We start from the raw sequence: 25,942 nt of genomic DNA, 5'->3' as shown, positions 1-25,942 counted from the left end.
CTTATTCCTGTTCGGGTCCGCGCGACGCCACAGCCTTGGCGATCAAGGCGTTCATGTCGGCAGCGCGCTCTGTAGTGCGGTCGTAGACGAAATGCAGCGTGGGCACGGTATGAATGTGCAGACGCTTGAACAGGCCGTTGCGCAGAAAGCCTGCGGCCTGATTGAGTGCTGCCAGCGTCACTTCGGGATCGCCGACAAGCACGCTGAAGAACACCTTGGCGTGGGCATAGTCAGGAGTCACCTCCACGCCTTGCAGCGTGACCATGCCGACGCGCGGGTCCTTCAACTCGCGGGCGATCAGCTCCGACAGATCACGCTGGATCTGGTCGGAAACTTTGAAGCTGCGATTGGGAGCAGCAGATTTGCGTTTGGTTGCCATGAATAAAAAAGGAGCTATTTGCGCTTGCTGCACAAGGAGTTCAAGGCGTTTTCAGCCTCAAATCCTTGCAGAGCAGGCGCTAGCAGCTATTGCTTTTACAGCGTACGAGCGATTTCCTTGATCTCGAAGACTTCCAGCACGTCGCCTTCCTTGATGTCGTTGTAGTTGCGCAGCTTGATACCGCACTCGAAGCCTTCCTTGACTTCCTTGACATCGTCCTTGAGGCGGCGCAGCGACTCGATTTCGCCCGTGTAGATGACCACGTTGTCGCGCAGCAGACGGAAGTGTGCGTTGCGGGTGACGTGACCTTGCGTGATGTACGAGCCGGCAATGGTGCCGATCTTCGTCGCCACGAACACGGTACGGATCTCGGCCATACCGATGATCTCTTCGCGCTTCTCGGGAGCCAGCATGCCGGACATCGCAGCCTTCACCTCATCCACGGCGTCGTAGATGATGTTGTAGTAGCGAACGTCGACACCGTTGCCTTCGGCCGTCTTGCGGGCCTGAGCATCCGCACGCACGTTGAAGCCGATGATGATGGCCTTGGAAGCCAGTGCCAGGTTGACGTCGGACTCGGAAATACCGCCCACGCCGGAGTACACCAGCTGAACCTTGATCTCGTCGGTCGACAGCTTGAGCAGCGAGGTTGCCAGAGCTTCCTGCGAGCCTTGCATGTCGGCCTTGATGATGATGGGCAGAGTCTGCACATCGCCAGCGGACATTTCGGCGAACATGTTTTCCAGCTTCGCAGCCTGCTGCTTGGCCAGCTTGGTGTTGCGGAACTTGCCAGCGCGGTAGGTCGCGATTTCACGGGCACGGCGTTCGTCGCTCAGCACCATGAAGTCGTCACCGGCCTGGGGCACTTCGTTCAGACCCTGAATCTCGACAGGGATGGAAGGACCGGCTTCCTTGGTCTGCTTGCCGTCTTCGTCGAGCATGGCTCGCACGCGGCCATAGGTCTGACCTGCCAGCACCACATCGCCGACCTTCAGCGTACCGGACTGCACCAGCACCGTAGCCACGGTACCACGGCCCTTGTCCAGCTGGGCTTCGATCACGATACCCTTGGCAGCGGCATCCACCGGCGCATTGAGTTCCAGCACTTCGGCCTGCAGCAGCACTTGCTCCAGCAGCTCGTCGATGCCCTGGCCAGTCTTGGAGGACACGGCCACAAAGGGAGAGTCACCGCCGTACTCTTCGGGCAGCACCTCTTCCACAACCAGCTCCTGCTTGACGCGGTCGGGGTTGGCTTCGGGCTTGTCGGCCTTGGTGATGGCCACCACGATGGGAACACCAGCCGCCTTGGCGTGCTTGATGGCTTCCTTGGTCTGGGGCATCACGCCGTCGTCGGCAGCGGCCACCAGAATCACGATGTCGGTGGACTTGGCACCGCGAGCACGCATGGCCGTGAAGGCCTCGTGACCGGGAGTGTCCAGGAAAGTGATGATGCCGCGAGGCGTCTTCACATGGTAGGCACCGATGTGCTGCGTGATGCCGCCGGCTTCGCCCGACGCCACTCTGGTGCGACGGATGTAGTCCAGCAGCGAGGTCTTGCCGTGGTCCACGTGACCCATGACGGTCACCACGGGAGCGCGCGGCAGTTTCTCGGCTTCGGCGTTGGAGACTTCCTCGGCGGTGAAGGCTTCCAGATCGTCCAGCGCAGCCACCTTGGCGGTATGGCCCATTTCTTCCACCACGATCATGGCGGTGTCCTGGTCCAGCGGCTGGTTGATGGTGACCATCTGGCCCATCTTCATCAGAACCTTGATCAGCTCGGATGCCTTGATGGCCATCTTGTGAGCCAGTTCGGCCACAGTGATGGTCTCGGGCACCGAGATCTCCAGCTGACGGAACTCGGGAGCCTGCTGCTGTTGCTGCTCGTGACGGTCATTGCCACGACGGCCCCTGGGGCCACCGCGCCAGTTGGAGCGGCCAGCCACGCCACCGGAGCTGTCGCCACGGGTCTTGATTTCCTTCTTCTTGGCCGCATCGTTGGACCAGCTCGAAGACAGCTTGGCGGACTTGACCTCCTTGCCGGGACGGGCACCGCCGCCGGCATTGGCCGCGCCAGGGCTGCCTGCGGGCTTGTTGCCATCCTTGGCGGCAACAGGCTTCTTGGCATCCGCAGCGACCGGAGCAGCCTTTTTGGGCTCCTCGGGCTTCTTGGCGACCAGCACCTTCTTGGGCGCAGCCATCATGGCGCGGATGGCTTCCGCCTCGGCCAGGGCCTTGCGGCGGCGTTCATCCAGATCCTTGGCGCGGCTGGCTTCTTCAGCAGCCTTGGCCTGGGATTCGGCTTCCGCCTTGGCGCGTGCATCTGCCTGGGCTGCTGCACGTGCAGCAGCACCAGCGGCGTGACCGCGCTTTTCCTCTTCCTTAGCCGCCTTGGCTTCAGCCACCTTGGCGACTTCTGCGGCTGCATAGGCTGCAGCACGCTCTTCGGCTTCGCGCTCGCGGCGCTCGCGCTCTTCGCGCTCTTGACGTTCCTTGGCCAATTGTTCTTCCTGATGGCTCAACAGCTCAACCTCTCGGCGAGCATCTTCTTCACGGCGTGCCAGCTCTTGAGTAGCGGCACGCTCCTGCACAGCCTTAGCCATGCTTTGCGCATTGGCCTGAGCCTCGGCGGGAGTGTCTTCCCGCTTCACGAAAGTGCGCTTCTTGCGCACTTCCACCTGAATCGTACGAGCACGGCCCGATGAATCCGCCTGCTTGATTTCGCTGGTGGATTTCTTGGTCAGCGTGATCTTCTTGGCGCCGCTGCCATGGCTGGCCTGCAGGTGAGACAGCAAGCGCTGCTTGTCACCTTCGGTCAGCGCATCAGCAGCATTGACCTTGTCAACCCCGGCGGCCTTGAGCTGCTGCAGCAAGGTATCAGGGGTCGTGTTGCGCTCTTTCGCAAATTCTGCAACCGTATTACTCGACATAAATGCTCTGTACCTCCCTGACCTTACTCTTGCCCATCGGTAAACCAGTGCTCACGCGCCTTCATGATCAAGGCCTTGGCTTCTTCGGCAGTCTGACCGGTGATTTCGGTCAGCTCATCGATTGCCAGGTCGGCCAGATCATCACGGGTGTGCACATCAGCTTGCGCCAGCTTGTCCAGCAGTTCGGAAGTCATGCTGTCCAGAGACACCAGATCATCGGATGCCTTGCTCACATTTTCTTCGCGAGCAATTTCCTGACTCAGCAGTGCATCCTTGGCGCGGCTACGCAGCTCGTTTACCGTCTCTTCGTCGAAGGATTCGATTTCGAGCATTTCCTGCAGCGGCACATAGGCCACTTCTTCCAGGGTCTCGAAACCTTCTTCGATCAGGATGTTGGCGATTTCCTCGTCCACATCCAGCTTTTCCATGAACAGCTTGCGCGAGACAGCCGACTCGTCGGCCTGCTTCTGAGCAGACTCTGCAGCGTCCATGATGTTGATCTTCCAGCCTGTCAGCTCGGAGGCCAGACGCACGTTCTGACCGCCGCGACCGATGGCGATAGCCAGATTTTCCTCGTCCACCACCACGTCCATGGCGTGCTTTTCCTCGTCCACGACGATGGAAGAGACATTGGCAGGAGCCAGAGCACCGATCACGAACTGAGCGGGGTCTTCGGACCACAGCACGATATCCACACGCTCGCCGGCCAACTCGTTGGTCACGGCGTTCACACGGGTGCCGCGCACGCCGACGCAGGTGCCGATGGGGTCCACGCGCTTGTCGTGGCTCAGTACGGCGATCTTGGCACGAGAGCCGGCGTCACGGGCGCAGCTCTTGATCTCCAGCAGGCCTTGCTCGATCTCGGGCACTTCATTGCGGAACAATTCCACCATGAATTCGGGAGCCGAGCGCGACAGCAGGATGGGAGCGCCGCGCAAAGTGGCGTCGACTTCCATGATCATGGCACGCACGCGGTCGCCATTGCGCAGATTTTCCTTGGGGATCATCTCGCCGCGCTTGAGTCGGCCTTCCACACGGCCGGATTCGACAATGATGTCGCCCTTGTCCATGCGCTTGACGGTACCGGTAAAGATCTTATCGCCACGGCCCAGGAATTCGTTGAGCAGCATTTCGCGCTCGGCGTCGCGAATCTTCTGCAGGATGACCTGCTTGGCAGCCATGGCACCGATACGGCCAATGGGCAGCGACTCGATCTGCTCTTCAATGAACTCACCAATTTGAATGCCGGGCACGCGGTCTTCCGCATCCATCAGCATTTCTTCGGCATCGGGGTTCTGCAGACCGGCATCGTCAGACACCACCACCCAGCGGCGGAAGGTGTCGTAGTCGCCGCTTTCGCGATCGATGGACACGCGGATGTCTACTTCACCTTGGTACAGCTTCTTGGTGGCCTGTGCCAGTGCGGATTCCACGGCACCAAAAACCACATCGCGTTCCACGTTCTTTTCACGCGAAATGGCTTCAACCAACATCAACAGTTCGCGATTCATGCGACGACTCTCCTATTTCAATCACACAAAGAGGATTTGCATGCGACCTCTTTGCCCCAAAAGATTCCAACGCTTCAGCTGCCTCAATCGAGCTTGGCTGCGCGTCCTTTGAAATTCACAATCGGTGCCAGACGAGCTTCGCGCAACTCGTCAAGCGTAAAGCCCATGGCGTTCAACGGCGCTGGCTCACGCTTCTTGCTGACGCGCACGCCCGGCTTGGGAGGCGGCTCATCGCTCCAGACGAGCTGCCAGCCACCTTCTTCAGTCCGCTCCAGCGTGCCACGAAATTTCTTGCGGTTTGCATTGACCTTGTCGCCGCCAGCAGCCCCGATGGGAGCCTTGAGCGTCAGATCCACCTCCGAGCCTTCAAAGCGGATGAAGTCCTGCTCATGGCGCAGCAAACGATCAATGCCTGGAGAAGAGACCTCCAGGCGGGCGTAGTCAGCACCATCGACTTCCAGCGCAAACTGAAGCTGGCGCGTGACCTTTTCGCAGTCTTCTACTGTCACGAACTGCTCGGGCAGCTCAGGCGCACCTTCCTCCGGCGCCTGCCAAGGCAAATCAATCGTGATGCGCAGCAGGCCGCCGGCCGAGCGCTCGATTTCAACCAGGTCATAGCCCAGACCTGTCACGGTTTGTTCAACGATTTGCTGTAGTGCCACGTGTATTCAGTTCAATCCCGAAAAATCTGTCAAATCATGGACTTAGCTCTGTCACAAACAGGTTTCGCCATGAATTGCCCAAAAAAAACGGGCGGTATGTACCCGCCCGTTTGGTCGTGAAGCCGTGATTGTAGCCGCAAACCATTGTTTTCGCAAAAAGTGTCTCTCATAAAACTGCGATCAACGCAAGACATCCTGCAGGTCATCAGCGCGCAACAATCGTTGCAGCAAATCCTGAGCCTCCAGCACATCGGCAGGCCTCGCCGCGGCATCTGTGGGCAGGGATTGCAGCATCCGCGCCAGCACCCCCGCCTGCGGAAGCACAGGCCCCAGGAATTTGGCCTGCTCACCCTGCGCCACCAAAATGGACGGAAAGGTTTCTATGTCCAGATCGCCAGCTACATCCTCACGGTCTTCCACATCGAGCCAGACAAAACGCATCTGTGGAAACTGGGCAGCAAGAGCCTCGAAGGGCTGCCGGTACTGTTTACAGGTACCGCACCAGTCAGCACAGAGGCAGACAACCAGCCATGCGTCTGCTTTTGTAATTTCTTGTTTCATTTCACAAACTCTGGGCAGGCCTTCGCACACGCCCCTGCATTGATCCCCGCAATGGTAGCGCCAGATGCCCCCAAGGACTCAAACCCCGGTCATCAACCTACCAACGCGCATTGAGACCCTTGAAGCCGCAGCACTCCATCCCTATTATTTTCCTTAACCCGGGCGCGGCAATGGCAGCAGTCATAGCAGCTGGCTTGCGCCCTTCTTTCGACAAGAAGATTGGTGACTCCATGGATTACAAGGACTATTACAAGATACTTGGCGTGGACAAAAAGGCCTCCACCGAGGACATCAAAAAGGCCTATCGCAAGCTCGCCCGCAAATACCACCCCGACATCAGCAAGGAAAAAGATGCGGACGCTCGCATGGCCGAGGTCAACGAAGCCAACACCGTACTCTCCGACCCCGAAAAGCGCGCCGCCTACGACGCCATGGGCGACGAGATGCAGTTTGCGCAAAATGCCAGAGCCCAGGGCGGCGGAGGCTTTCGCCCGCCGCCCGACTGGGATCAGCAGGACTTTCACTTCAGCAGCCAGGGCGATGCCGGCAGCGACGCCGATTTCAGCGACTTCTTCTCGCAGATGTTCGGCCAGGCCGCTCGTGCGCGACGCCATCAAGGCCAGCAAGGCGCGCGCAGCACACCCGATATGCGCGGCCAGGACCAGCATGCCAGCATAGAGCTGGATTTGCAGGACAGCTACAGCGGAGCCGTGCGCTCACTGCATCTGCGCAGCACCGTGCTCGACGACCAGGGCATCCCCACCCACAAGAACAAGGAGCTGCAGGTCACCATTCCAAAGGGCGTGCGCGAGGGCCAGATGATTCGCCTTGCCGGTCAGGGCAACCCGGGCCTGGGCAAGGGTGCCCCGGGAGATCTGCTGCTGGAGGTGCACTTTCGCAGCGACCCACGCTGGTGGTCCGAGGGCAAGGATGTGTACCAGCGAGTGCCACTCGCGCCCTGGGAGGCCGAGCTGGGCGGCCCCGTCCCCTTCAAGACGCTGGCCGGGGAACTGGAAGTCACAGTGCCCGCCGGCTATCGCTCGGGTCGCAAGCTGCGCCTCAAGGGCAAGGGCCTGCCCGCCGCCACGCCGGGTGATTTGTATCTGGTGCTGGATGTGGTCTTCCCGCCCGCTGCGACAGCCGCGCAAAAGCAGGCTTATGCCGACTTTGCCAAGGCCTTCCCGCAGTTCGATGCCCGCAGCCTGAGTTGAAAGGTTTTCCCATGAGCACCTCCCACTACCCTTTCTACGAGCCCGCCGAACTGCTGGAGCAGGCCGTGCTCGATCTGCACGAACTGGCCCGCCATTGCCGCACCAGCCCTCAATGGGTGATCGAGCATGTGCAGACAGGCGTCATCAGCTACGACAACGACGGCCAGGTCCGCGAGATCAGCCATGAGCAATGGCGCTTCAGCAGCCAGACGCTGGTGCGTGCGCGCCGCATCGCCCAGCTGGAACACAGCTTCGACGCCGACCCTCAGCTCGCCGCACTGACCACCGATCTCATCGAGGAAGTGCAGCAGTTGCGCCGCAAGCTGAAGAATCTGCAGGGATGAGCAAACCCACTGCCTGAAGCCGTGCAAAGCAAAAAGCCCTCGCACCGAAGTGACGAGGGCTTTTTTGCGGGCCGCACACCAGGGCGCAGCCTGCTGCAGGAATTAGCCGTGGCGCTTGCCGGCCTGCTTCTTGCTGCGAGTGTGCGAACCACGCTCCAGGCTCACGCGCTGGCCGCGCCCGGGAGTGGGCAGGGTCACGCCATTGGGTGCCTGGGGACGGGGAGTGGCCTTGCGGTCTGCTTCGGTAACGATTTTATTGCCCATGTCGAATTCTCAATTGGGAGGTTGAAAAGGATCAATTAGGCCACAGCCAGAGAATTCGCGCCAAATAAATACAGACTTTCGAATGCGGATTCAGTGTTTTTCAGCGAATGCCTGCCTCGCGAATCAGTGAATCGACAGCAATTGCAGGTGTCCAAAGCCTCAAACCATTGAAGTGAAAGCGCTGCTCGCCATCACCTTCAGGCCGCCGGCAACTCGGCAACGACGGCAGCGGCCTCGACCAGCTGGCGCGTATAGGCCTGCTGCGGCGCAGTCAACACCGCCTGCACCCCGCCCTGCTCCACGATCTGCCCGTCCTTCATGACCAGCACCTCATGGGCCATGGCGCGAATCACATCCACATCGTGGGTGATGAGCAGATAGGCCAGACCACGCTCCTTCTGCAGCCGCTGCAGCAGGGCCAGCACCTGCTGCTGAATGGTGACATCAAGTGCACTCGTGGGCTCGTCCAACACCAACACCTCGGGCTCCATGATGAGCGCACGTGAAATCGCCAGGCGCTGCCGCTGCCCGCCCGAGAATTCATGCGGATAGCGCTGCAGCAGGCCGGGAAACTGGGCCTCGGTCAACCCCACCTCCTCCAGCATCTTGAGCACGCGCTCGCGCCGCAGCGCGGCAGCGAGCTCAGGGGCATGGATCTGCAGGCCTTCGCCGACGATCTCCTCCACCGTCATGCGCGGAGAGAGCGAGGAAAACGGATCCTGAAACACCACCTGGATCTTGCGCCGCAGCGCCAGATTGGCGGCGCTGTTGCGGATTGCCGGCTGCTGCCATGGCCTGCCGGCCACCTGCAGCTCCCCGGCCGCAGGCAACAGCCCCAGCACGGCCTGGGCCAGCGTGGATTTGCCCGAGCCCGATTCACCGATCACCCCCAGGGTACGGCCAGGCCGCAGCAGCATATCTGCGCCCTTGACCGCCACGAATGCCCCTTTTTTGAACCAGCCGCGAATGCCGGGCAAAGGCGTGGCATAGCTCACCTGCAGGGCCCGGGTCTGCACCACGGCCGCCTCGCCGGCCGGCTCGGCCCCCTCCACCACATTGCGCACCGGCCGACTGGCCAGCAGTTTGCGGGTATAGGCATGCTGCGGGTTCTGCATGAGATCGACCACAGCGCCCTGCTCCACGAGACGGCCTTTTTCCATGACCGCCACGCGGTCGGCGAAGCGGCGCACCAGGTTCAGGTCATGCGTGATCATCAGCACGGCCATGCCGGTCTGTCGCTGCAGATCGGCCAGCAGATCCAGGATCTGGCCACGCAGCGTCACATCCAGCGCCGTTGTCGGCTCATCGGCCAGCAGCAGCCGGGGACGACTGGCCAGGGCCATGGCAATCATGGCGCGCTGACGCTGGCCACCGCTGAGCTGGTGCGGAAAGCTCTGCGCGCGGCGCCCGGGCTCGGGGATGCCGGTGGTGGCCAGCAGCTCCACCGCCTGCTTCAAGGCCTGGGCCCGGCTCAAGGCCTGCTTGAGTTGCAGCACCTCTGCCACCTGCGCGCCCACGGTCATCAGCGGGTTCAGCGCCGTCATCGGCTCCTGAAAGATCATGGCGATATCGCCGCCGCGTATGCCCTGCATCTCGCGCTCCGAAAGCCCCAGCAGGTCGCGCCCGTCCAGCAGGGCCCGACCACCCAGTTGCGCATCGCCCACCAGGCGCAGCAGCGACAGCGCCGTGACCGACTTACCCGAGCCGGACTCCCCCACCAGCGCCAGCTTTTCACCGGCCGCCAGCTCGAAGCTCACCTCCTGCACCACGGGCTTGCCCGCAAAAGACACGCTCAGATCGCGCACGCTCAGCAGCTGGCTGCGGCTCTCCATCCCGTATTTCTCCTCGCTCATGGCTTGCCCCCCGTGCGCTTTGCTGCATGCGTGCGCGCCTGCTTGCGCGGGTCCAGCGCATCGCGCAGGGCGTCCCCCATGAAGGTCAGCAGCAGCAGCGTGATGACCAGCACGCCAAAGGTGGACAGGGAAATCCACCAGGCATCGATATTGTTCTTGCCCTGGCTCAGCAGCTCGCCCAGGCTGGGCGTGCCCGGGGGAACGCCCAGGCCCAGAAAATCGAGCGAGGTCAGCGCCAGGATGGCCCCGCTCATGCGAAAGGGCAAAAAGGTGATCACCGGTGTCATGCTGTTGGGCAGGATGTGGCGAAAGATGACGGAGCGATTGCTGGCACCTAGCGCCTGGGCGGATTTCACATAGTCGAGCTGGCGGTTGCGCAGAAACTCGGCGCGCACATAGTCGGCCAGCCCCATCCAGCCAAACAGGCTCAGCAAGATCAGCAGCAGCGAGACGCTGGGCGCAAACAGCGCACTGAAGATGATGAGCAGGTAGAGCTCAGGCATGGAGCCCCAGATTTCCGTCAGGCGCTGAAAGGCCAGATCCGTCCTGCCGCCGAAAAAACCCTGCACAGCCCCCGCCAGCACACCCAGCAGCACGCCCACGGCCGTCAGCGCCAGGCCGAACAGCACGCTGACGCGAAAACCGTAGATGAGCTGTGCCAGCAGATCGCGCCCCCGGTCATCGGTGCCCAGCCAGTTGTCGGCCGACGGTGCAGAAGGGTTGGGCAACTTGGCAAAGTAGTTGATGGTGGACTTGCCATAGCGGTTGAGGGGAAAGATCGCCCAGTTATCACCCTCACCGAGCCTTTGCCGGATGAAGGGATCGAGGTAATCGGTTGGCGTATGGAAATCGCCCCCAAACGTGGTTTCCGGGTAATCATGCAGCAGCGGCAGATAGGTCTGCCCCTCGTAGCGCACGATGAGCGGCTTGTCGTTGGACAGCAACTCGGCAAACAGGCTGAGCACCACCAGCACCGAGAAGATCAGCAGGCTGACAAAGCCCAGCCGGTTGGATTTGAAACGCCTCCAGGCCCGGCGCCCAGGGGATTCGGATTGGGCAGCAGGCGCTGCGGGCACACTCTTTACTCCTGTATTCATAGCATCTTGCGTTCGCAGGGCATTGGCTTGAGGCTTATCTTGCATAAATCAGTCAAACTTGACCCGGGGGTCTACCCAGACATAGCAAAGATCGCTGATGAGCTTGGTCACCAGGCCGATCAGCGTGAAAAGATACAGCGTGCCCAGCACCACGGGAAAGTCGCGGCGAATCACGCTTTCATAGCTGAGCAGACCCAGGCCGTCGAGCGAGAACAAGGTCTCGATCAGCAGCGCGCCGGCAAAGAAGGCGCCGATGAAAGCCGAGGGAAAGCCCGTGACGATGGGAATCAGCGCATTGCGAAACACATGCTTGTAGAGCACCTGGCGCTCGGACAAGCCCTTGGCGCGGGCCGTCAGCACATATTGCTTGCGGATCTCCTCAAGAAACGAGTTCTTGGTCAGCATGGCCGTCACGGCAAAGCTGCCCGCCACCATGGCCGTCACAGGCAGCGCGATATGCCAGAGATAGTCCGCCACCTTGCCCATGGTGCTGAGCTCGTCGAAATTGGCCGATGTCAGCCCGCGCAGCGGAAACCACTGCAGCTGCCCACCAAAGATGACCAGCAGCGCCACGCCCAGCACAAAGCCCGGGATGGCATAGCCGATGAGAATCAAAATGGTGGTTGCCAGATCGAAGCGCGAGCCCGCTCGCACAGCCTTGGCCACACCCAGCGGCACAGCCACCAGATAGCTGATGAAAAACGTCCACAGGCCCAGGCTGATGGAGACCGGCAGTTTTTCCTTGACCAGCGCCCAGACGCTTTTGTTCTGGAAAAAGCTGGTGCCCAGATCGAAACGCGCAAACTGGCCCAGCATCTGCACGAACCGTTCGAGCGGCGGCTTGTCAAAGCCGTACAGCGCCTTGATCTCCTCCAGGCGTTTGGGATCCACGCCCTGGCCACCTCGATAGCTCATGGAAGCGCCTTCGGCTCCATGTCCGGCGCCGGCCTTGGCCTCGGCCAGATACTGTTCCACCGGGCCGCCTGGCACAAACTGGATGACCACAAAGGTCAGCAGCAGCACGCCCAGCAGCGTGGGGATCATCAGCAAAATGCGTTTGAAAATATAGGCAAACATCTTCGATCAACCCTTGTTTTCAGCCACGGTGGCGATGGCCGCAGCGCCGGGCCGCCCCAAGCAAGGCCAGCCCTCTTGGGGGACAGCGACCCGTGCAACGGTGGAGCGTGGGGGCCACTTTACCGGGGCCGCAGCGCCGGGCCGCCCCAAGCAAGGCCGGCCCCCTTGGGGGGCAGCGACCCGTGCAACGGTGGAGCGTGGGGGCCACTTTACTTAGCCCACCAGGCATAGACCGCCCATAGCTCGCCCGGCGAATAAGCCGGAATCTGCCCCGGCAGCGCCAGCCTCCAGGCGTCATAGACCATCCGGTGCGTGCCCGAGTAATACTGGGGAATCAGGTAATGGCCGTGCACGATGATGCGCTCCAGCGCATGGCAGGCGGGCAGCATCTGCTGCTCGGACTTGGCCGCCGCCATCTGGGCGATGATGGCATCCACGGCCCGGCTCTTGAGCCCGACATAGTTGGAGCCCCCTTCCACATCGGCGGCGGCGCTGCCAAACAGCTCGGCATATTCCTGACCCGGGTTGTGCGTGCCGGGCACGTTCAGCGTCACGATGTCGAAATCGTATTTGTCCATGCGCTGCTGATAGAGCGCGTAGTCCACATTGCGCACCTTGAGCGTGATGCCCAGCTTTTCCAGGTTGCGCATCCAGCTGCTGACGATCTTGACGCCGCTCTCGCTGCTGTCCAGATACTCCAGCACCATGGGCTCGCCGCTGGCGTTGCGCAAGGCTCCGTCCCTGACCGTCCAGCCGGCATCGGCCAGCAGCTTCTGCGCGCGGCGCAGATTGCCGCGCAGGCCGTCGCCCGTATCGGTGCGTGGCGGCTGGGCCATGGGCCCCAGCGTGGCCGGTGGCAGGCTGGTCTTGAAAGGGGTGAGCAGGGCCAGCTCCGCCTCGGTGGGTTCGCCCCGGGTCTCGCACGCCGTGTTGCCGAACAAGCCGTGCACACGCTGGTAGGCGCCGTAGAACATCTGGCGGTTCATCCACTCGTAGTCATAGGCCAGACCCAGCGCCTCGCGCACGCGCACATCCTTGAGCTGCTCGCGGCGCAGGTTCAGGAAGAAGCTCTGAAAGCCCGAAGGCAGCTTGTTCTCGAACGCGCCCTTGACCAGCTCGCCCGATGCAAAGCGCTTGCCCGTCAGGCGTCTTGCCCAGTCACCTGCGCTATTGATGCGCATGAGATCGAACTCGCCGGCCTTGAGCGCCTCCAGCCGCGCCGTTCCATCCTTGTAGATCTTGATGGTGATGCGCTCGAAGTTGGCCAGCCCGACACGCACCGGCAAGGCTGCCCCCCAGTAGCTGGCGTCGCGCACATAGCTGATGTCCTTGCCGAACTTGACCGGACCGATCTTGTAGGGCCCGCTGCCGATCGGCGTGTCCATCACCACCTGGTCAAAGGCCTTGGGCTTGCCATCCGCGCCCAGCCCCCAATCGCGACTGAACACCGGCAGCAGGGTGCCCACGGTCAGCGGCAGGTCACGATTGGGCTTTTTGAAGCGAAAGCGCACCGTGCGCTCATCGATCACGTCACAGCCGGCCACCTCGGCAAACAGCGTCTTGTAGCCGGGCGAGACATACTTGCTCAGCAGCGTCTCATAGCTGTGCTTCACATCCTGGGCCAGCACGGGCTTGCCGTTGTGAAAGCGCGCCTGCTTGCGCAGCTTGAAGGTCGCAGACAGACCGTCGGCCGCCACCTCCACATCCTCGGCCAGCAGGCCATAGCCCGTAGCCGTTTCGTCGAGGCTGGGGGTCAGCAGGCTCTCGAACAGCATGTCTGCCAGATAGGCAGGCGGCGAGCCCTTGATCGTGAAGGGGTTGTACTTGTCGAAGGTCGAATAGCGCAGATTGCTGACCATGCGCAGCTCGCCGCCCTTGGGCGCTTGAGGGTTCACATAGTCAAAGTGCTTGAAGTCGGCCGCGTACTTGGGCTGACCCCAGAGCGCATAGCCATGTGCTGCCAGGGCAGGTGTGGCAACTTGGCTGCTGACAATCAGGGCTGAGCAAATCATCCAATGGCGCATGCGACAATTCTGCCCTACCCCGACTGATTCGCACCCAGTTCGAGCGGATACGTTTTCAAAGATGGCGCGTCTGCCACAGATGCAGCCATCGTCTCTTTCAATTTTCTTTGGAGAACAACAATGGGTTTTCTCGCCGGTAAAAAGCTGCTGATCACGGGCGTTCTGTCCAACCGCTCCATTGCCTACGGCATTGCCAAGGCCTGCCACGAGCAAGGCGCAGAACTGGCTTTCAGCTATGTGGGTGAACGCTTCAAGGATCGCATTACCGAATTTGCTGCCGACTTCGACTCCAAGCTAGTGTTCGACTGCGACGTGGGCGACGACGCCCAGATCGAAAAGCTGTTCTCCGACCTGGGCGCCACCTGGGGCAAGTTCGACGGTTTTGTGCATTCCATCGGTTTTGCCCCCCGTGAAGCCATTGCCGGCAACTTCCTGGACGGCCTGAGCCGTGAATCCTTCAAGATCGCCCACGATATCAGCGCCTACAGCTTCCCCGCCATGGCCAAGGCTGCCCTGCCTTACCTGAACGACAAGTCCTCGCTGCTGACCCTGTCGTATCTGGGCGCTCTGCGCTCCATCCCCAACTACAACACCATGGGTCTGGCCAAGGCATCGCTGGAAGCATCCGTGCGCTACCTGGCCGAAGCCGTGGGCCGCACTGCCGACGGCCGCGCCATCCGCGCCAACGGCATCTCCGCCGGCCCCATCAAGACCCTGGCGGCCTCGGGCATCAAGGACTTCGGCAAGCTGCTGGGCCGTGTGGCCGATGCTGCCCCCCTGCGCCGCAACGTGACGATTGAAGACGTGGGCAATGTCGCCGCCTTCCTGCTGTCCGACCTGGCCTCCGGCGTGACCGCCGAAATCACCTATGTGGACGGCGGCTTCAGCCAGACCGCTGGCCTGTCGGCCGATCAGGTCTGAGCCCCAGGCTTTTGACGACACCAGCCCCGCAGGCTTCTGAGGCCTGCGGGGCTTTGTTTTTGGGACCGCTCCCGACATCTTGGCCCTTGCCCTACAAGCGCTGCAGAGCACTGACGCTATGGTTCACAGTGTTTTCTCTATGGTTCTTGCGAATATTCAAGAGGAGCTTACATGCCATATCGTTTTCTCATCCTGACCGCATTCGCTGCGACCCTGACGGCCTGCAGCACCCCCGAGCCCCAGCCCGCCCAGGCCATCGCCAGATTGCAGGCCACTTCGGGCAGCAAGGTCAGCGGCGATGTGAAATTCACCCAGAAGACCGGCCAGCAGGTCGTGATCAATGCCGTGATTCACGGCCTCAAGCCCAATTCCGAGCACGGCTTTCACATCCACGACAAGGGCGACTGCGGCGACAACGGCAATGCCGCTGCCGGCCACTTCAACCCGCTGGGCAATCCGCATGGCAAATATGACTCGACCCAGCACCATATGGGCGACCTGCCAAGCCTGAAGGCCGACTCCAACGGCGTGGCCACTGTCAACGTACAGTCGGCAGACATCACCTTGCTGGCCGGCCCTGGCAATGTCATAGGCCGCGCGGTCATCGTCCATGTCCAGCCCGACGACTACACCACCCAGCCCACGGGCAATGCCGGCGCACGCATCGCCTGCGCCGTCATCAGCCGCGACTGAAGGCCTTGCCCCCTGACAAAAGCCGCTGCCTGGCTGCAGCGGCTTTTTCATTGAAATCACCACAACCCCTAAAGAGATAAGCCGCCGATAGCCATGTTTTTTGAAATGGGCTCATACCCGCATCGACGGCCTGGGCTTCGCGCTCTAGCATGAGCTGCCTCATTACCGGGAGATAGCCATGCCTGAGCCACGGCACCGATCCCTTCGGGAATGCATTCACTGGCTGGTCTGCGCCTGCCTCTGCCTGGGCTTTGTTGCCGTGCGGGCCCAGACCACGGCCCAGCCGCCTTCGCTGATGCTGGCCCAGGTCTGGCGCAGCGGCCTGCCGCTGCAGGACTATTGGGTCAGCGAAAAACTGGACGGCGTACGCGGCTACTGGAACGGCCACCAGCTCATCAGCCGTGGCGGGCTGCGGATCGCGACGCCAGAGTGGTTTGTCCGGGACTGGCCGGCCACCCCCATGGATGGCGAGCTCTGGGCCGGACGCGGCCGGTTTGGCCATGCACAGTCCACCACGGCACAGGCCATCCCTGACGACCAAGCCTGGCGCCAGATGAGATTCATGGTGTTTGATCTGCCCGCCGCTGCGGGCAGCTTTGACCAGCGCCTGCCGCTGCTGCAGCGCACCGTCGGGGCCATTGCCCAGGACTGGGTGCAGATGGTGGAGCAGCGCAAGCTGGGCTCGGAAGCGGAGCTGCAGCAATGGCTGCACACCGTCGTCAAAGGCGGCGGCGAGGGCTTGATGCTGCACAAGGGCAGCGCGCCCTATCGCCCGGGCCGCAGCGACGATCTGCTCAAGCTCAAGCCCTTCGATGATGCCGAAGCCCGGGTCATCGGCTACAAAAGCGGACGCGGACAATGGCAGGGCATGACGGGTGCGCTACTGGTGCAGACCCCGGACGGCAAGCAGTTTTCACTGGGCTCCGGGCTGACGGCGCAGTTGCGCAAAAGCCCGCCTGCGCTCGGCAGCTGGGTCACCTACCGCTACCAGGGCCTGCACGAAAAAAGCGGCCTGCCGCGCTTTGCCCGCTTTTTGCGCGTGCGCGGCGAGCCGGGCTTTCAACCCGAGCCGGCAGGCCCGTGACCCGGGCTTCATCGCTGCCTGCGACTGCCCACCATGCGCCTCACGCCCACAGCGCCCACAGCGCCCACAGCGCCCACAGCGCCCCAATCTACGGCAGTTGCGCCCCCAGGTCGCGCGCGGCCTGCAACACGTTTTTGACATAGCGTTCGTCATAGCGATGCGCAGGCATGGTCAGCGTCAGGGCTGCGGCCAGCTCCCCGTTGCGGCGAAAAACCGGGGCCGAGATGCCGGCGATCTCGCTATGCCTGTCGCCCACCAGGGCTTCATAGCCATCGGCCCGTACACGCGCATAGTGGCTGCGCTGCTTCTTCACCCAGTCGCCCAGCTCAGGATCGAAAGCGACCAGCACGCGCCCGCCGGCCCCCTTATCCAGGGGCAGCAGATCTCCGGCACGCGCATGGTCGCGCACCGGATGCGGCGAATCCACGCGGTACAGACACAGACGTTCGCGCCCCTGGCGCACATGGTAGGCAGCGCTCTCGCCGGTGGCCTGAACCAGTGCGCGCAGCACCGGCATGACCAGCTTGTCCAGCGAAAAGCTCTGCTCGTAGACCGCATGCAGCCTGGCCACGGCCGGGCCCACCGCGTAGCGCCCGTCATCCTGGCGCTGAACCCAGCCGCCATGCTCCAGGGAAGCCAGCAATCGCAGCACCGTGCTCTTGTAAAGGCGCGTGCGCTCGGCCAGCTCGGCCAGGCTCAGCGCGGCATCGCCATCCTGGAATGCGCCCAGCACGCTCAGGGCCCGGTCCACTGCGGCCACACCGCCAGGCGCGGCATTCTCGTCGGCTACGGATTCATTCAGGGATTTACGCGGCATAAAAACTCCTGCCCCTCAGCTTGACAGGGCATCAGGACGCAAGGCAATATTTCAATAGAAAGAATTTAGTTCTATCAGATAGAACTTCATTACAACATTGTGCTGGCTGCAATGCAAGCATGAAACCACAGTGAGGCAACATGTCATCCCCCCACCGTTTCGATCTCCTGATCAGCGAAGTCGGCCCCCGCGACGGCCTGCAGTCCATCTCGGCCACCATGAGCACGGCCCATAAATGCGCATGGATCGATGCCCTGGTCGCTGCGGGCGTGCAGGAGATCGAGGTCGGCTCCTTTGTCTCGCCCAAGCTGCTGCCGCAGATGGCCGATGCCGCCGAAGTCGTGCGCCACGCCGCCGCCCAACCCGGTGTCACCATCATGGCCCTGGTGCCCAATCTCAAGGGAGCCGAAGCCGCCATGCGCGCCGGCGCGCACAAGATCACGCTGCCCGTATCGGCCAGCCCCGCACACTCCATGGCCAATGTGCGCAAGACACCCGCACAGATGGTGGAGGAGGTGCGCGCCATCGCCAGACTGCGCGACGAGATGGCACCCGGCGTACATATCGAAGCCGGCATCTCCACCGCTTTCGGCTGCACCTTGCAGGGCCTGGTGCCCGAGGACGAGGTGATTGCGCTGGCAGCGGCCTGCGTGGCCGCCGGAGCCGATGAATCGGGGCTGTCGGACACCACAGGCATGGCCAACCCGGCGCAGGTCAAGCGCCTGTTCACGCGCCTGCGCAGCGAACTCGGCGACAGGGCCGGCGCCGCGCATATGCACAACACCAGAGGCCTGGGACTGGCCAACTGCCTGGCCGCCTATGAGGCAGGCGTGCGCACTTTCGACGCCTCCCAGGCCGGACTGGGCGGCTGCCCCTATGCCCCCGGCGCCTCCGGCAATGTGGTGACCGAAGATCTGGTCTTCATGTTCGAAGCCATGGGCCTGCGCACCGGCATTGATATTGAGCGATTGCTTGCAGCGCGAGAAACGCTGGCCGCCGGCCTGCCGGGCGAGGCGCTGTACGGCATGCTGCCACCGGCGGGCCTGCCCAAGGGCTTTGTGCCTCACCGTTACTGATCACGAAACGGCTCGCAACCGGGCCAAGAACAAGAAGAGATGAATATGCACTCCTCAACCGAATCCGCCGGCACCGGCGCTGCCCCCCTGCCCTATGCCGGCATCCGCGTGGTGGAATTCACCCATATGGTCATGGGCCCCAGCTGCGGCCTGATGCTGGCCGACCTGGGTGCCGAAGTCATCAAGGTCGAGCCCGTGGGCCACGGCCGCAACGGCGATGCCACGCGCAAGCTGCTGGGCTCGGGCTCGGGCTTTTTCCCGCTGTTCAACCGCAACAAGAAAAGCCTAACGCTGGATCTGCAGACCCCCGAGGGCAAGGAAGCCGCGCTGCGGCTGATCGCCACGGCCGATGTGGTGACCGAGAACTTCAAGCCCGGCACCATGTCCAAGCTGGGGCTCGACTACGACAGCCTCAAGCAGCAGTTTCCACGCCTCATCTATGTCAGCCACAAGGGCTTTCTGCCCGGCCCCTACGAGCACCGCACGGCCCTGGACGAGGTGGTGCAGATGATGGGCGGCCTTGCCTACATGACGGGCCGCCCCGGCGACCCGCTGCGCGCGGGCACCAGCGTCAACGACATCATGGGCGGCATGTTCGGCGCCATGGGAGCCATGGCGGCCCTGGCCCAGCGCGAGAAGACCGGCAAGGGCCAGGAAGTGCAAAGCGCACTGTTCGAGAACAATGTGTTTCTGATCGCCCAGCACATGATGCAGTACGCGGTGACCGGCAAGCCCGCAGCCCCCATGCCCGCACGCATTTCGGCCTGGGCGATCTACGACGTGTTCGAAGTCCAGGGCGGCGAGCAGATCTTTCTGGCCGTGGTCAGCGACGGTGCCTGGCGCGAGTTCTGCAACGCCTTCGGCCTGGAGCAGCTGCGTGACGATCCGCGCCTTGGCAGCAACAACGACCGCGTGCAGGCCCGCAGCTGGCTGATGCCGCTGCTGCGCGAAACCATGGCCGGCTACAGCGCCGCGCATATCGCCAGCGTCTTCGAAGACAAGGGCCTGCCGTTTGCGCCCATCGCCCGCCCGCACGACCTGCTTGAAGACCCGCACCTGAACGCCACCGGCGCGCTGGCCCCCATCACCCTGCCGGACGGCCGTGACAGCAAGACCGTGCTGCTGCCGCTGACCCTGGACGGCAAGCATCTGCAGGTGCGCCTCTCGCCCCCCAGGCTCGGCGAGCACAGCCTGGAGATTCTGACGGCGCTGGGCTACAGCCAGGCCCAGGCCCAGGCGCTGGCCCAGGGCCAGCCCGACTGAGCGACTGAGCGGCACTGCGGGGCCACCGCCCCGCACCACTTCACCCACCCCAGAACAGGGCGCCCACGCGCGCCCTGCGGGGATTCTTTACCCCAATTTCCAGATTTCAGGAGACAAAACCATGCCACACAGCCCTTCTTCCCGACACCCGAGCCGCCGCCTGGCGGTGGCAGCATGCACGCTGATGGCCATGACGCTTGCCGCAGCCAGCGCAGCGGCCCAGCCTGGCGAATGGCCCGCCAAGTCGATCCGCATGGTCGTGCCCTTCACCCCTGGCGGCGGCACCGACACGGTGACGCGCCAGATCAGCGAGCGCATGGCGACCGCCAATCGCTGGGTCATCGTGGTGGACAACAAGCCCGGTGCGGGCGGCAATATCGGCCTCGATGCCGTCGCCAAGGCACCGGCTGACGGCTACACCTTCGGCATGGGGCAGACCGCCAATCTGGCCATCAATCCCTCGCTGCTGCCCAGCATGCCGTTCAACGCCAGGACCGATCTGCTCCCCGTGGCGCTGGTGGCCTCGCAGCCCGTGGTGCTGGTCGTGCCCACCGATTCGCCCTGGAAATCGCTGCAGGACCTGATCGCTGCGGCCAAGGCCCAGCCCGGAGCCATCAAGCAAGGCCTGGCCTCCACGGGCACCGTGGGCCATCTGGCGGGAGAAATGCTGTCCTTCAAGGCCAAGATCGATGTGCTCAACGTGCCCTACAAAGGCGCCGCGCCGGCCGTGACCGATCTGCTGGGCAAGCAGACCCACTATATGTTCGGCACGCCTCAGGCGGTCTACCCCATGATCAAGGGCCAGCGCCTGCGCGCACTGGCCGTGACCTCGGCCAAGCGTCTTGCCATCCTGCCCCAGGTCCCCACCGTGGCCGAGTCCGGCTTTCCGGGCTTTGAAGCCGTGGACTGGAAACTGATCGTGGCCCCCAGGAATACGCCCGCCGCGCTGGCGCAGAAGATCAACGCCGCCGTGAACACCGGCTTGCAAGACCCGGCAGTGCTCAAACAGTTGCAGTCCGAAGGCAGCACCCCCATGGGCGGCAGCCTTCAGGATGCCCAGGCCTATCTGCAAAAGGAGCAGGCCAGCTGGGCCGCGCTGATCCGCGACGCGAAGATCACTCTGGAATAGTCATCAAAATCAGGAGCTTCTTGCGCAATAACTACCTATGTTTCAGATAGTTTTATGCCTATAAATAATACAGGTAAAGCGCAAGCAGCTACCATTTTTGCTTCATGCAGCACAGCCCCTCAATGAACAGCACGGCCAGGCTCGCGCCCACAGCATTGGCCAGTGCATCGAGCCACTCGGCTGACCGCGTGGTGGACAAGCCGGCCTGCAGCAGCTCGATCACGCCGCCGTAGCCGGCACAGATCAGCACCACGGCCAGTGCTTGCCCGGCTGTCCAGCGCAAGTGCGCAGCATGTGCACGCGCCAGCCCCGCGCAGCAGAGCCAACCCGCAAGCACCGCATGCAGGCCGGCATGCACCAGCTTGTCCGTGTGCTCGAAGCCACGCAGAAACGGGAACAGCCGGAGAATCAGCCCACCGCTGCTGCCTGTCTCATTGAGGCAGCCCCAGAGCATGAACAAGGCCCAGCCCAGGCTGGCTGCCGCCAACAGCTTCCACAGAGGCACGGGGCCAGCCGGTTGCAGGAATGAATGCATGGCAGGGATATGAAAAAGCCCGAAGTGCAGGCACTCCGGGCTGATGTGCAAAAGGCCGGGATCGCCCCGACCTTGCAAAAGCCAAGGCTTATGCAGCCTTCCTTGCCGTTTTGGCCGCAGCCTTCACTGCAGGCTTCGCGGTGGACTTGGCTGCTGCCTTTGTTGCCGGCTTTGTTGCCCGCTTTTGGGCAGGCGTCTTGGCAACTGTCGTGGCTTCGGGCGCCGCAGCCGTCTTCTTGGCTGCAGCCTTCTTGGCCGCGGGCTTCTTCACCGCAGCCGTCTTCTTCACAGCCACAGCCTTGACGCTTTGCTCGGCCACGCAGTCCGCGTAGTAGCGGATTTCGCCGTTTTCGTCTTCCAGCTCCACCAGACCGTGGATATCGGTCTCGAAGCCCGGGCACTCCTTGGCGAATTCGCGCGCGAACACCAGGTAGTCCACGATCTTCTTGTTGAAGACTTCACCGGGAATCAGGAGCGGAATTCCGGGTGGGTAAGGCGTGACCAGACCCACGGTGGTGCGGCCGACCAGGTGGTCGATTTCCACACGCTCGGTCCTGCGCTGCGCGATATGCGCATAGGCATCCGAGGGCTTCATCGTGGGCTTGAGATCCGACAGATACATCTCGGTCGTCAGGCGTGCAATATCGTACTTGGCATACAGCTCGTGCACGTGCTGGCACAGGTCCTTGAGGCCCATGCGCTCGTAGCGGCGGTGCTGCTGGCAGAACTCGGGCAGGATGCGCGCCAGCGGCTGGTTGCGGTCGTAGTCGTCCTTGAACTGCTGCAGCGCCGTCAGCATGGTGTTCCAGCGGCCCTTGGTGATGCCGATGGTGAACATGATGAAGAAGGAATACAGGCCGGTCTTCTCGACCACCACGCCATGCTCGGCCAGGTACTTGGTGACGATGGAGGCGGGAATGCCGGTGTCGGCAAAGTCGCCGTCCAGGTCCAGGCCGGGCGTGACAATGGTGGACTTGATGGGGTCCAGCATATTGAAGCCGTCGGCCAGATCGCCAAAGCCGTGCCAGTTGTCGAACTCCTTGCCGTTCTTCTTGGAGCGGGTCTTGGTCGATGCGTCCGTACCACGGATGATCCAGTCCTGGGCCGTGCCCACGCCTTCCTCGGCCAGGGCTTCAGGGCCCCAGACCTCGAACCACCAGTCGTCGTCGCCGAACTCGTCTTCCACCTTGCGCATGGCACGGCGGAAGTCCAGCGCCTCGACGATGGACTCTTCCACCAGCGCCGTGCCGCCGGGCGGCTCCATCATGGCAGCAGCCACGTCGCAGCTGGCAATGATGCTGTACTGGGGGCTGGTCGAGGTGTGCATCAGATACGCCTCGTTGAACAGCGGATGATCCAGCTTCTCGGTCTGGCTGTCCTGCACCAGCACATGCGAGGCCTGGCTGATGCCGGCAAGCAGCTTGTGGATGGACTGGGTGGCATAGACCACCGAGTGCATCGGGCGCTTGCGCTTCTTGCCCATGGCGTGATAGCTGCCGTAGAAGGGGTGGAAGGCAGCGTGGGGCAGCCAGGCTTCATCGAAGTGCAGATTGGCCACATAGCCGTCCAGCATGCCCTTGATGGTCTCGGTGTTGTAGAGCACGCCGTCGTAGGTGGACTGCGTCAGCGTCAGCACGCGGGGCTTGACGGCCTTGGCGTCCACGCCCTTGAGCAGCGGGTTGGCGGCAATCTTGGCCTGAATCGACTCCACGCTGAACTCGCTTTGCGGAATCGGGCCGATGATGCCGAAGTGATTGCGCGTGGGCTTGAGGAACACCGGAATCGCACCCGTCATGATGATGGAGTGCAGGATGGACTTGTGGCAGTTGCGGTCCACCACCACCACATCGCCGGGTGCCACGGTGTGGTGCCAGACGATCTTGTTGGAGGTCGATGTGCCATTGGTCACAAAGTAGCAGTGATCGGCATTGAAGATGCGCGCGGCATTGCGCTCGGACTCGCCGATGGCGCCATTGTGATCCAGCAGCTGGCCCAGCTCCTCCACGGCATTGCAGACGTCGGCGCGCAGCATGTTCTCACCGTAGAACTGGTGATACATCTGGCCCACGGGGCTCTTGAGAAAGGCCACGCCGCCCGAGTGACCGGGGCAGTGCCAGCTGTAGGAGCCGTCCTCGGCGTAGTCCAGCAGCGCCTTGAAGAACGGAGGCTGCACGCTCTCCAGATAGCTCTTGGCTTCGCGGATGATGTGCTTGGCCACGAACTCGGGTGTATCCTCGAACATGTGAATGAAGCCATGCAGCTCACGCAGAATGTCGTTGGGCAGGTGACGGCTGGTCTTGGTCTCGCCGTAAATGTAGATGGGCACCTCTTCATTCTTGCGGCGCACTTCACCGATGAAGTCGCGCAGGCTGTGAATGATGGGGTCCTTGTCGCCACCGAGCTGGAATTCCTCGTCGTCGATCGACAAGATAAAGGCGCTGGCCCGGCTTTGCTGCTGGGCGAACTGCGACAGATCGCCATAACTGGTCACGCCCAGGACTTCAAAGCCCTCTTCTTCAATGGCTTGAGCCAGGGCGCGGATGCCCAGTCCCGAGGTGTTCTCGGAACGATAGTCCTCGTCGATGATGACGATGGGAAAGCGAAACTTCATGAACAGCCTCCGTACCAATCAGGCCTAAAAAACGAAACAGCCGCGAAGTGTAAGGAATATCCTTATTGCGGCTTTGAAACAGGCTGTTTTTAACCCAGAATGTGGTGCACTAAATACAGCCCCTAACAGGAGTTCAGATATGGATCACTCCACCGCATGGTGGTTGCTTGTCGGTTTGCTGGTCATTGCGGAGCTGTTGACCGGCACTTTCTATCTCCTCATGCTGGCTCTGGGTGCCATTGCCGGTGCACTGTGCGCTCATTTCGGCATGAGCACCAGCAGCCAGATCGTCGCCGCGGCGCTGCTGGGTTCGGGCGCCGTCCTCGTCTGCTATCTGCTGCGCAAGCGCAGCCCGCGCAGACAGCCCGCCTCCAGCAATCGCGATGTCAACATGGATGTGGGCGAAACCGTGGTCGTGGAGCAGTGGAACACCGACGGCACGGCCCAGGTCCGCTATCGCGGCGCCACCTGGACCGTCATGGGGCGCCAGGGCGCCCTGTCCACTCCCGGCACGCATCGCGTGGCCGAAGTCATCGGCAACCGCCTGCTGGTTGACAAGGTCTGATCAGCGGCCAGCCCCGGCATGGTTATGCTGGGCGCTGGAACGCCTCGCTCTCTTTCTTTACACCAACGCCCCACAAGGGCTGGAGACAATATGGATTACGCAGTCCCTCTCGCCATCGCCATCATTGCCGTCATCTTCATCGTCCGCTCGATCAAGGTGGTCCCCCAGCAGCATGCATGGGTCAAGGAGCGTCTGGGCAAATATGCAGGCACGCTCACACCCGGCCTGAATTTTCTGATCCCGTTCGTGGACCGCATCGCCTACAAGCACAGCCTCAAGGAAATTCCCCTGGACGTGCCCAGCCAGGTCTGCATCACGCGTGACAACACGCAGCTGACCGTGGACGGCATTCTCTACTTCCAGGTCACCGACCCCATGCGCGCCAGCTATGGTTCGTCCAACTACATCATGGCCGTGACCCAGCTCGCCCAGACCTCGCTGCGCAGCGTGATCGGCAAGCTGGAGCTGGACAAGACCTTCGAGGAACGCGACATGATCAATGCCCAGGTCGTCAATGCCATCGACGAGGCTGCGCTGAACTGGGGCGTGAAGGTGCTGCGCTATGAAATCAAGGACCTGACACCGCCCGCTGAAATTCTGCGCGCCATGCAGGCCCAGATCACGGCCGAACGCGAAAAGCGCGCCTTGATCGCCGCTTCCGAAGGTCGACGCCAGGAACAGATCAACATCGCCACCGGCGAGCGCGAAGCTTTCATCGCCCGCTCCGAGGGCGAGAAGCAAGCCGCCATCAACAAGGCCCAGGGTGAGGCTTCCGCCATCACCACCGTGGCCGAAGCGACCGGACAGGCGCTGGAGCGAGTGGCCACGGCCATCCGCCAGCCCGGTGGCGAGCAGGCCGTTCAGCTCAAGGTGGCTGAAAGTGCCGTGGAGGCCTACAGCAAGGTGGCTGCGGACTCCAACACCACTTTGGTCATTCCTGCGAACATGACCGAGGTCTCCGGCCTGATTGCTTCCGCCATGAAGATGGTCCAGGTGGGCAAGAGCGCCTGAGCCTGCTCGCTTCTGGCACCGTGCAGAAAAGAACTTTCTGCACTTTCATTTTGAGGTCGAAATTTCTGGTTAGAATAGCGGCTTCATCACACGGAGCGGTGGATGAGTGGTTTAAGTCGCACGCCTGGAAAGCGTGTGTGGGTTAATAGCCCACCGCGGGTTCGAATCCCGCCTGCTCCGCCAGATTTAAAAATCAAGTCAACCACACTTGGTTTTTTACTTCAGAAATGAAGTATTTTGGGATCGCTGTGGAGCGGTGGATGAGTGGTTTAAGTCGCACGCCTGGAAAGCGTGTGTGGGTTAATAGCCCACCGCGGGTTCGAATCC

General features: G+C 62.2%; 23 protein-coding genes and 1 tRNA gene. 11 read left to right on the top strand and 13 right to left on the bottom strand.

Annotated elements, in window-relative coordinates; translation table 11 throughout:
* Position 1: 1 nt before the first annotated feature.
* The 5 genes from rbfA to AC1RTQ_RS13540 all read right to left on the bottom strand — a co-directional run bounded on the left by rbfA (position 2) and on the right by AC1RTQ_RS13540 (position 6,040).
* Positions 2-379: a 30S ribosome-binding factor RbfA gene (gene rbfA, locus AC1RTQ_RS13560; RefSeq protein ID WP_003056352.1), complete on the bottom strand. Its 378-nt coding sequence runs from the start codon at positions 377-379 to the stop codon at positions 2-4.
* 95 nt (positions 380-474) lie between these two features.
* Positions 475-3,306 carry a translation initiation factor IF-2 gene (gene infB / locus AC1RTQ_RS13555; RefSeq protein WP_492876438.1) on the bottom strand — a complete coding sequence of 944 codons (2,832 nt, stop codon included), beginning with the start codon at positions 3,304-3,306 and terminating at the stop codon, positions 475-477.
* A gap of 23 nt (positions 3,307-3,329) precedes the next feature.
* Positions 3,330-4,817 carry a transcription termination factor NusA gene (gene nusA / locus AC1RTQ_RS13550; RefSeq protein ID WP_492876436.1) on the bottom strand — a complete coding sequence of 496 codons (1,488 nt, stop codon included), beginning with the start codon at positions 4,815-4,817 and terminating at the stop codon, positions 3,330-3,332.
* Between the two features lie 83 nt (positions 4,818-4,900).
* Complete coding sequence (gene rimP / locus AC1RTQ_RS13545) at positions 4,901-5,479, bottom strand: ribosome maturation factor RimP (protein WP_302091251.1); 579 nt, start codon at positions 5,477-5,479, stop codon at positions 4,901-4,903.
* A 180-nt stretch (positions 5,480-5,659) separates the two neighbouring features.
* On the bottom strand, positions 5,660-6,040 hold the full coding sequence (locus tag AC1RTQ_RS13540; RefSeq protein WP_302093095.1) for a thioredoxin family protein: 381 nt from the start codon (positions 6,038-6,040) through the stop codon (positions 5,660-5,662).
* Between the two features lie 230 nt (positions 6,041-6,270).
* Between AC1RTQ_RS13540 and AC1RTQ_RS13535 the strand changes: the two genes are divergently transcribed.
* Positions 6,271-7,251 (top strand): DnaJ C-terminal domain-containing protein, encoded by a 981-nt coding sequence (locus AC1RTQ_RS13535; protein WP_492876657.1) that lies wholly within the window; start codon positions 6,271-6,273, stop codon positions 7,249-7,251.
* An 11-nt stretch (positions 7,252-7,262) separates the two neighbouring features.
* Complete coding sequence (locus AC1RTQ_RS13530) at positions 7,263-7,595, top strand: chaperone modulator CbpM (protein WP_492876433.1); 333 nt, start codon at positions 7,263-7,265, stop codon at positions 7,593-7,595.
* 102 nt (positions 7,596-7,697) lie between these two features.
* On the opposite strand, the gene AC1RTQ_RS13525 is transcribed toward AC1RTQ_RS13530, so the two are convergent.
* The 5 genes from AC1RTQ_RS13525 to AC1RTQ_RS13505 form a co-directional block, all read right to left on the bottom strand.
* On the bottom strand, positions 7,698-7,859 hold the full coding sequence (locus tag AC1RTQ_RS13525) for a hypothetical protein (protein WP_196354051.1): 162 nt from the start codon (positions 7,857-7,859) through the stop codon (positions 7,698-7,700).
* Between the two features lie 197 nt (positions 7,860-8,056).
* Positions 8,057-9,712 carry an ABC transporter ATP-binding protein gene (locus tag AC1RTQ_RS13520; RefSeq protein ID WP_492876431.1) on the bottom strand — a complete coding sequence of 552 codons (1,656 nt, stop codon included), beginning with the start codon at positions 9,710-9,712 and terminating at the stop codon, positions 8,057-8,059.
* A complete protein-coding gene (locus AC1RTQ_RS13515) occupies positions 9,709-10,809 on the bottom strand; it encodes an ABC transporter permease (protein WP_492876429.1) in 1,101 nt (366 codons plus the stop codon). Before AC1RTQ_RS13515 ends, AC1RTQ_RS13520 begins: the two co-directional genes overlap by 4 nt.
* 48 nt (positions 10,810-10,857) lie before the next feature.
* Positions 10,858-11,886 carry a microcin C ABC transporter permease YejB gene (locus tag AC1RTQ_RS13510; RefSeq protein WP_409812956.1) on the bottom strand — a complete coding sequence of 343 codons (1,029 nt, stop codon included), beginning with the start codon at positions 11,884-11,886 and terminating at the stop codon, positions 10,858-10,860.
* 209 nt (positions 11,887-12,095) lie between these two features.
* Positions 12,096-13,910: an extracellular solute-binding protein gene (locus AC1RTQ_RS13505; protein WP_492876427.1), complete on the bottom strand. Its 1,815-nt coding sequence runs from the start codon at positions 13,908-13,910 to the stop codon at positions 12,096-12,098.
* Between the two features lie 120 nt (positions 13,911-14,030).
* Between AC1RTQ_RS13505 and fabI the strand changes: the two genes are divergently transcribed.
* The 3 genes from fabI (at position 14,031) to AC1RTQ_RS13490 (ending at position 16,608) form a co-directional block, all read left to right on the top strand.
* The gene (gene fabI, locus AC1RTQ_RS13500; RefSeq protein WP_492876425.1) at positions 14,031-14,831 is read left to right on the top strand and encodes an enoyl-ACP reductase FabI; all 801 of its coding nucleotides are present in this window, start codon (positions 14,031-14,033) and stop codon (positions 14,829-14,831) included.
* A gap of 171 nt (positions 14,832-15,002) precedes the next feature.
* Positions 15,003-15,524, top strand: coding sequence for a superoxide dismutase family protein (locus AC1RTQ_RS13495; protein WP_492876423.1), 522 nt, complete (start codon positions 15,003-15,005; stop codon positions 15,522-15,524).
* A 244-nt stretch (positions 15,525-15,768) separates the two neighbouring features.
* The gene (locus tag AC1RTQ_RS13490) at positions 15,769-16,608 is read left to right on the top strand and encodes a DNA ligase (RefSeq protein ID WP_492876655.1); all 840 of its coding nucleotides are present in this window, start codon (positions 15,769-15,771) and stop codon (positions 16,606-16,608) included.
* An 88-nt stretch (positions 16,609-16,696) separates the two neighbouring features.
* Here the strand turns inward: AC1RTQ_RS13490 and AC1RTQ_RS13485 are convergent, their stop codons facing one another.
* Complete coding sequence (locus AC1RTQ_RS13485; protein ID WP_304350991.1) at positions 16,697-17,425, bottom strand: IclR family transcriptional regulator; 729 nt, start codon at positions 17,423-17,425, stop codon at positions 16,697-16,699.
* 140 nt (positions 17,426-17,565) lie between these two features.
* On the opposite strand from AC1RTQ_RS13485, the gene AC1RTQ_RS13480 reads away from it, so the two are divergent.
* From AC1RTQ_RS13480 to AC1RTQ_RS13470, 3 genes are all read left to right on the top strand, one after another.
* A complete protein-coding gene (locus AC1RTQ_RS13480) occupies positions 17,566-18,501 on the top strand; it encodes a hydroxymethylglutaryl-CoA lyase (RefSeq protein WP_492876421.1) in 936 nt (311 codons plus the stop codon).
* Between the two features lie 45 nt (positions 18,502-18,546).
* The gene (locus AC1RTQ_RS13475; protein WP_492876419.1) at positions 18,547-19,764 is read left to right on the top strand and encodes a CaiB/BaiF CoA transferase family protein; all 1,218 of its coding nucleotides are present in this window, start codon (positions 18,547-18,549) and stop codon (positions 19,762-19,764) included.
* Positions 19,765-19,948: 184 nt separating this feature from the next.
* Positions 19,949-20,893 carry a Bug family tripartite tricarboxylate transporter substrate binding protein gene (locus AC1RTQ_RS13470; RefSeq protein ID WP_492876653.1) on the top strand — a complete coding sequence of 315 codons (945 nt, stop codon included), beginning with the start codon at positions 19,949-19,951 and terminating at the stop codon, positions 20,891-20,893.
* 88 nt (positions 20,894-20,981) lie between these two features.
* On the opposite strand, the gene AC1RTQ_RS13465 is transcribed toward AC1RTQ_RS13470, so the two are convergent.
* Both AC1RTQ_RS13465 and AC1RTQ_RS13460 read right to left on the bottom strand, forming a co-directional pair.
* Positions 20,982-21,428 carry a VanZ family protein gene (locus tag AC1RTQ_RS13465; protein ID WP_492876417.1) on the bottom strand — a complete coding sequence of 149 codons (447 nt, stop codon included), beginning with the start codon at positions 21,426-21,428 and terminating at the stop codon, positions 20,982-20,984.
* 88 nt (positions 21,429-21,516) lie between these two features.
* Complete coding sequence (locus tag AC1RTQ_RS13460; RefSeq protein ID WP_492876415.1) at positions 21,517-24,039, bottom strand: Orn/Lys/Arg family decarboxylase; 2,523 nt, start codon at positions 24,037-24,039, stop codon at positions 21,517-21,519.
* Between the two features lie 139 nt (positions 24,040-24,178).
* On the opposite strand from AC1RTQ_RS13460, the gene AC1RTQ_RS13455 reads away from it, so the two are divergent.
* From AC1RTQ_RS13455 to AC1RTQ_RS13445, 3 genes are all read left to right on the top strand, one after another.
* Positions 24,179-24,604, top strand: coding sequence for an NfeD family protein (locus AC1RTQ_RS13455; RefSeq protein WP_492876413.1), 426 nt, complete (start codon positions 24,179-24,181; stop codon positions 24,602-24,604).
* Between the two features lie 90 nt (positions 24,605-24,694).
* Positions 24,695-25,615, top strand: coding sequence for an SPFH domain-containing protein (locus AC1RTQ_RS13450; protein WP_492876411.1), 921 nt, complete (start codon positions 24,695-24,697; stop codon positions 25,613-25,615).
* 92 nt (positions 25,616-25,707) lie between these two features.
* A tRNA-Ser gene (locus AC1RTQ_RS13445) sits at positions 25,708-25,798 on the top strand.
* Positions 25,799-25,942 lie beyond the last annotated feature (144 nt).

Source organism: Comamonas sp. GW821-FHT11H03 (assembly GCF_058807955.1).
The sequence above is the reverse complement of the archived record's forward strand: the minus strand, read 5'-3'. Positions and strand labels throughout refer to the sequence as shown.

Bases quoted from the DNA above. Each gene is read 5' to 3' on its own strand.
- rbfA (WP_003056352.1), bottom strand. From the start codon at position 379: ATGGCAACCAAACGCAAATCTGCTGCTCCCAATCGCAGCTTCAAAGTT.
- infB (WP_492876438.1), bottom strand. From the start codon at position 3,306: ATGTCGAGTAATACGGTTGCAGAATTTGCGAAAGAGCGCAACACGACC.
- nusA (WP_492876436.1), bottom strand. From the start codon at position 4,817: ATGAATCGCGAACTGTTGATGTTGGTTGAAGCCATTTCGCGTGAAAAG.
- AC1RTQ_RS13540 (WP_302093095.1), bottom strand. From the start codon at position 6,040: ATGAAACAAGAAATTACAAAAGCAGACGCATGGCTGGTTGTCTGCCTC.
- AC1RTQ_RS13535 (WP_492876657.1), top strand. From the start codon at position 6,271: ATGGATTACAAGGACTATTACAAGATACTTGGCGTGGACAAAAAGGCC.
- AC1RTQ_RS13530 (WP_492876433.1), top strand. From the start codon at position 7,263: ATGAGCACCTCCCACTACCCTTTCTACGAGCCCGCCGAACTGCTGGAG.
- AC1RTQ_RS13525 (WP_196354051.1), bottom strand. From the start codon at position 7,859: ATGGGCAATAAAATCGTTACCGAAGCAGACCGCAAGGCCACTCCCCGT.
- AC1RTQ_RS13520 (WP_492876431.1), bottom strand. From the start codon at position 9,712: ATGAGCGAGGAGAAATACGGGATGGAGAGCCGCAGCCAGCTGCTGAGC.
- AC1RTQ_RS13515 (WP_492876429.1), bottom strand. From the start codon at position 10,809: ATGAATACAGGAGTAAAGAGTGTGCCCGCAGCGCCTGCTGCCCAATCC.
- AC1RTQ_RS13510 (WP_409812956.1), bottom strand. From the start codon at position 11,886: ATGTTTGCCTATATTTTCAAACGCATTTTGCTGATGATCCCCACGCTG.
- AC1RTQ_RS13505 (WP_492876427.1), bottom strand. From the start codon at position 13,910: ATGCGCCATTGGATGATTTGCTCAGCCCTGATTGTCAGCAGCCAAGTT.
- fabI (WP_492876425.1), top strand. From the start codon at position 14,031: ATGGGTTTTCTCGCCGGTAAAAAGCTGCTGATCACGGGCGTTCTGTCC.
- AC1RTQ_RS13495 (WP_492876423.1), top strand. From the start codon at position 15,003: ATGCCATATCGTTTTCTCATCCTGACCGCATTCGCTGCGACCCTGACG.
- AC1RTQ_RS13485 (WP_304350991.1), bottom strand. From the start codon at position 17,425: ATGCCGCGTAAATCCCTGAATGAATCCGTAGCCGACGAGAATGCCGCG.
- AC1RTQ_RS13480 (WP_492876421.1), top strand. From the start codon at position 17,566: ATGTCATCCCCCCACCGTTTCGATCTCCTGATCAGCGAAGTCGGCCCC.
- AC1RTQ_RS13475 (WP_492876419.1), top strand. From the start codon at position 18,547: ATGCACTCCTCAACCGAATCCGCCGGCACCGGCGCTGCCCCCCTGCCC.
- AC1RTQ_RS13470 (WP_492876653.1), top strand. From the start codon at position 19,949: ATGGCCATGACGCTTGCCGCAGCCAGCGCAGCGGCCCAGCCTGGCGAA.
- AC1RTQ_RS13465 (WP_492876417.1), bottom strand. From the start codon at position 21,428: ATGCATTCATTCCTGCAACCGGCTGGCCCCGTGCCTCTGTGGAAGCTG.
- AC1RTQ_RS13460 (WP_492876415.1), bottom strand. From the start codon at position 24,039: ATGAAGTTTCGCTTTCCCATCGTCATCATCGACGAGGACTATCGTTCC.
- AC1RTQ_RS13455 (WP_492876413.1), top strand. From the start codon at position 24,179: ATGGATCACTCCACCGCATGGTGGTTGCTTGTCGGTTTGCTGGTCATT.
- AC1RTQ_RS13450 (WP_492876411.1), top strand. From the start codon at position 24,695: ATGGATTACGCAGTCCCTCTCGCCATCGCCATCATTGCCGTCATCTTC.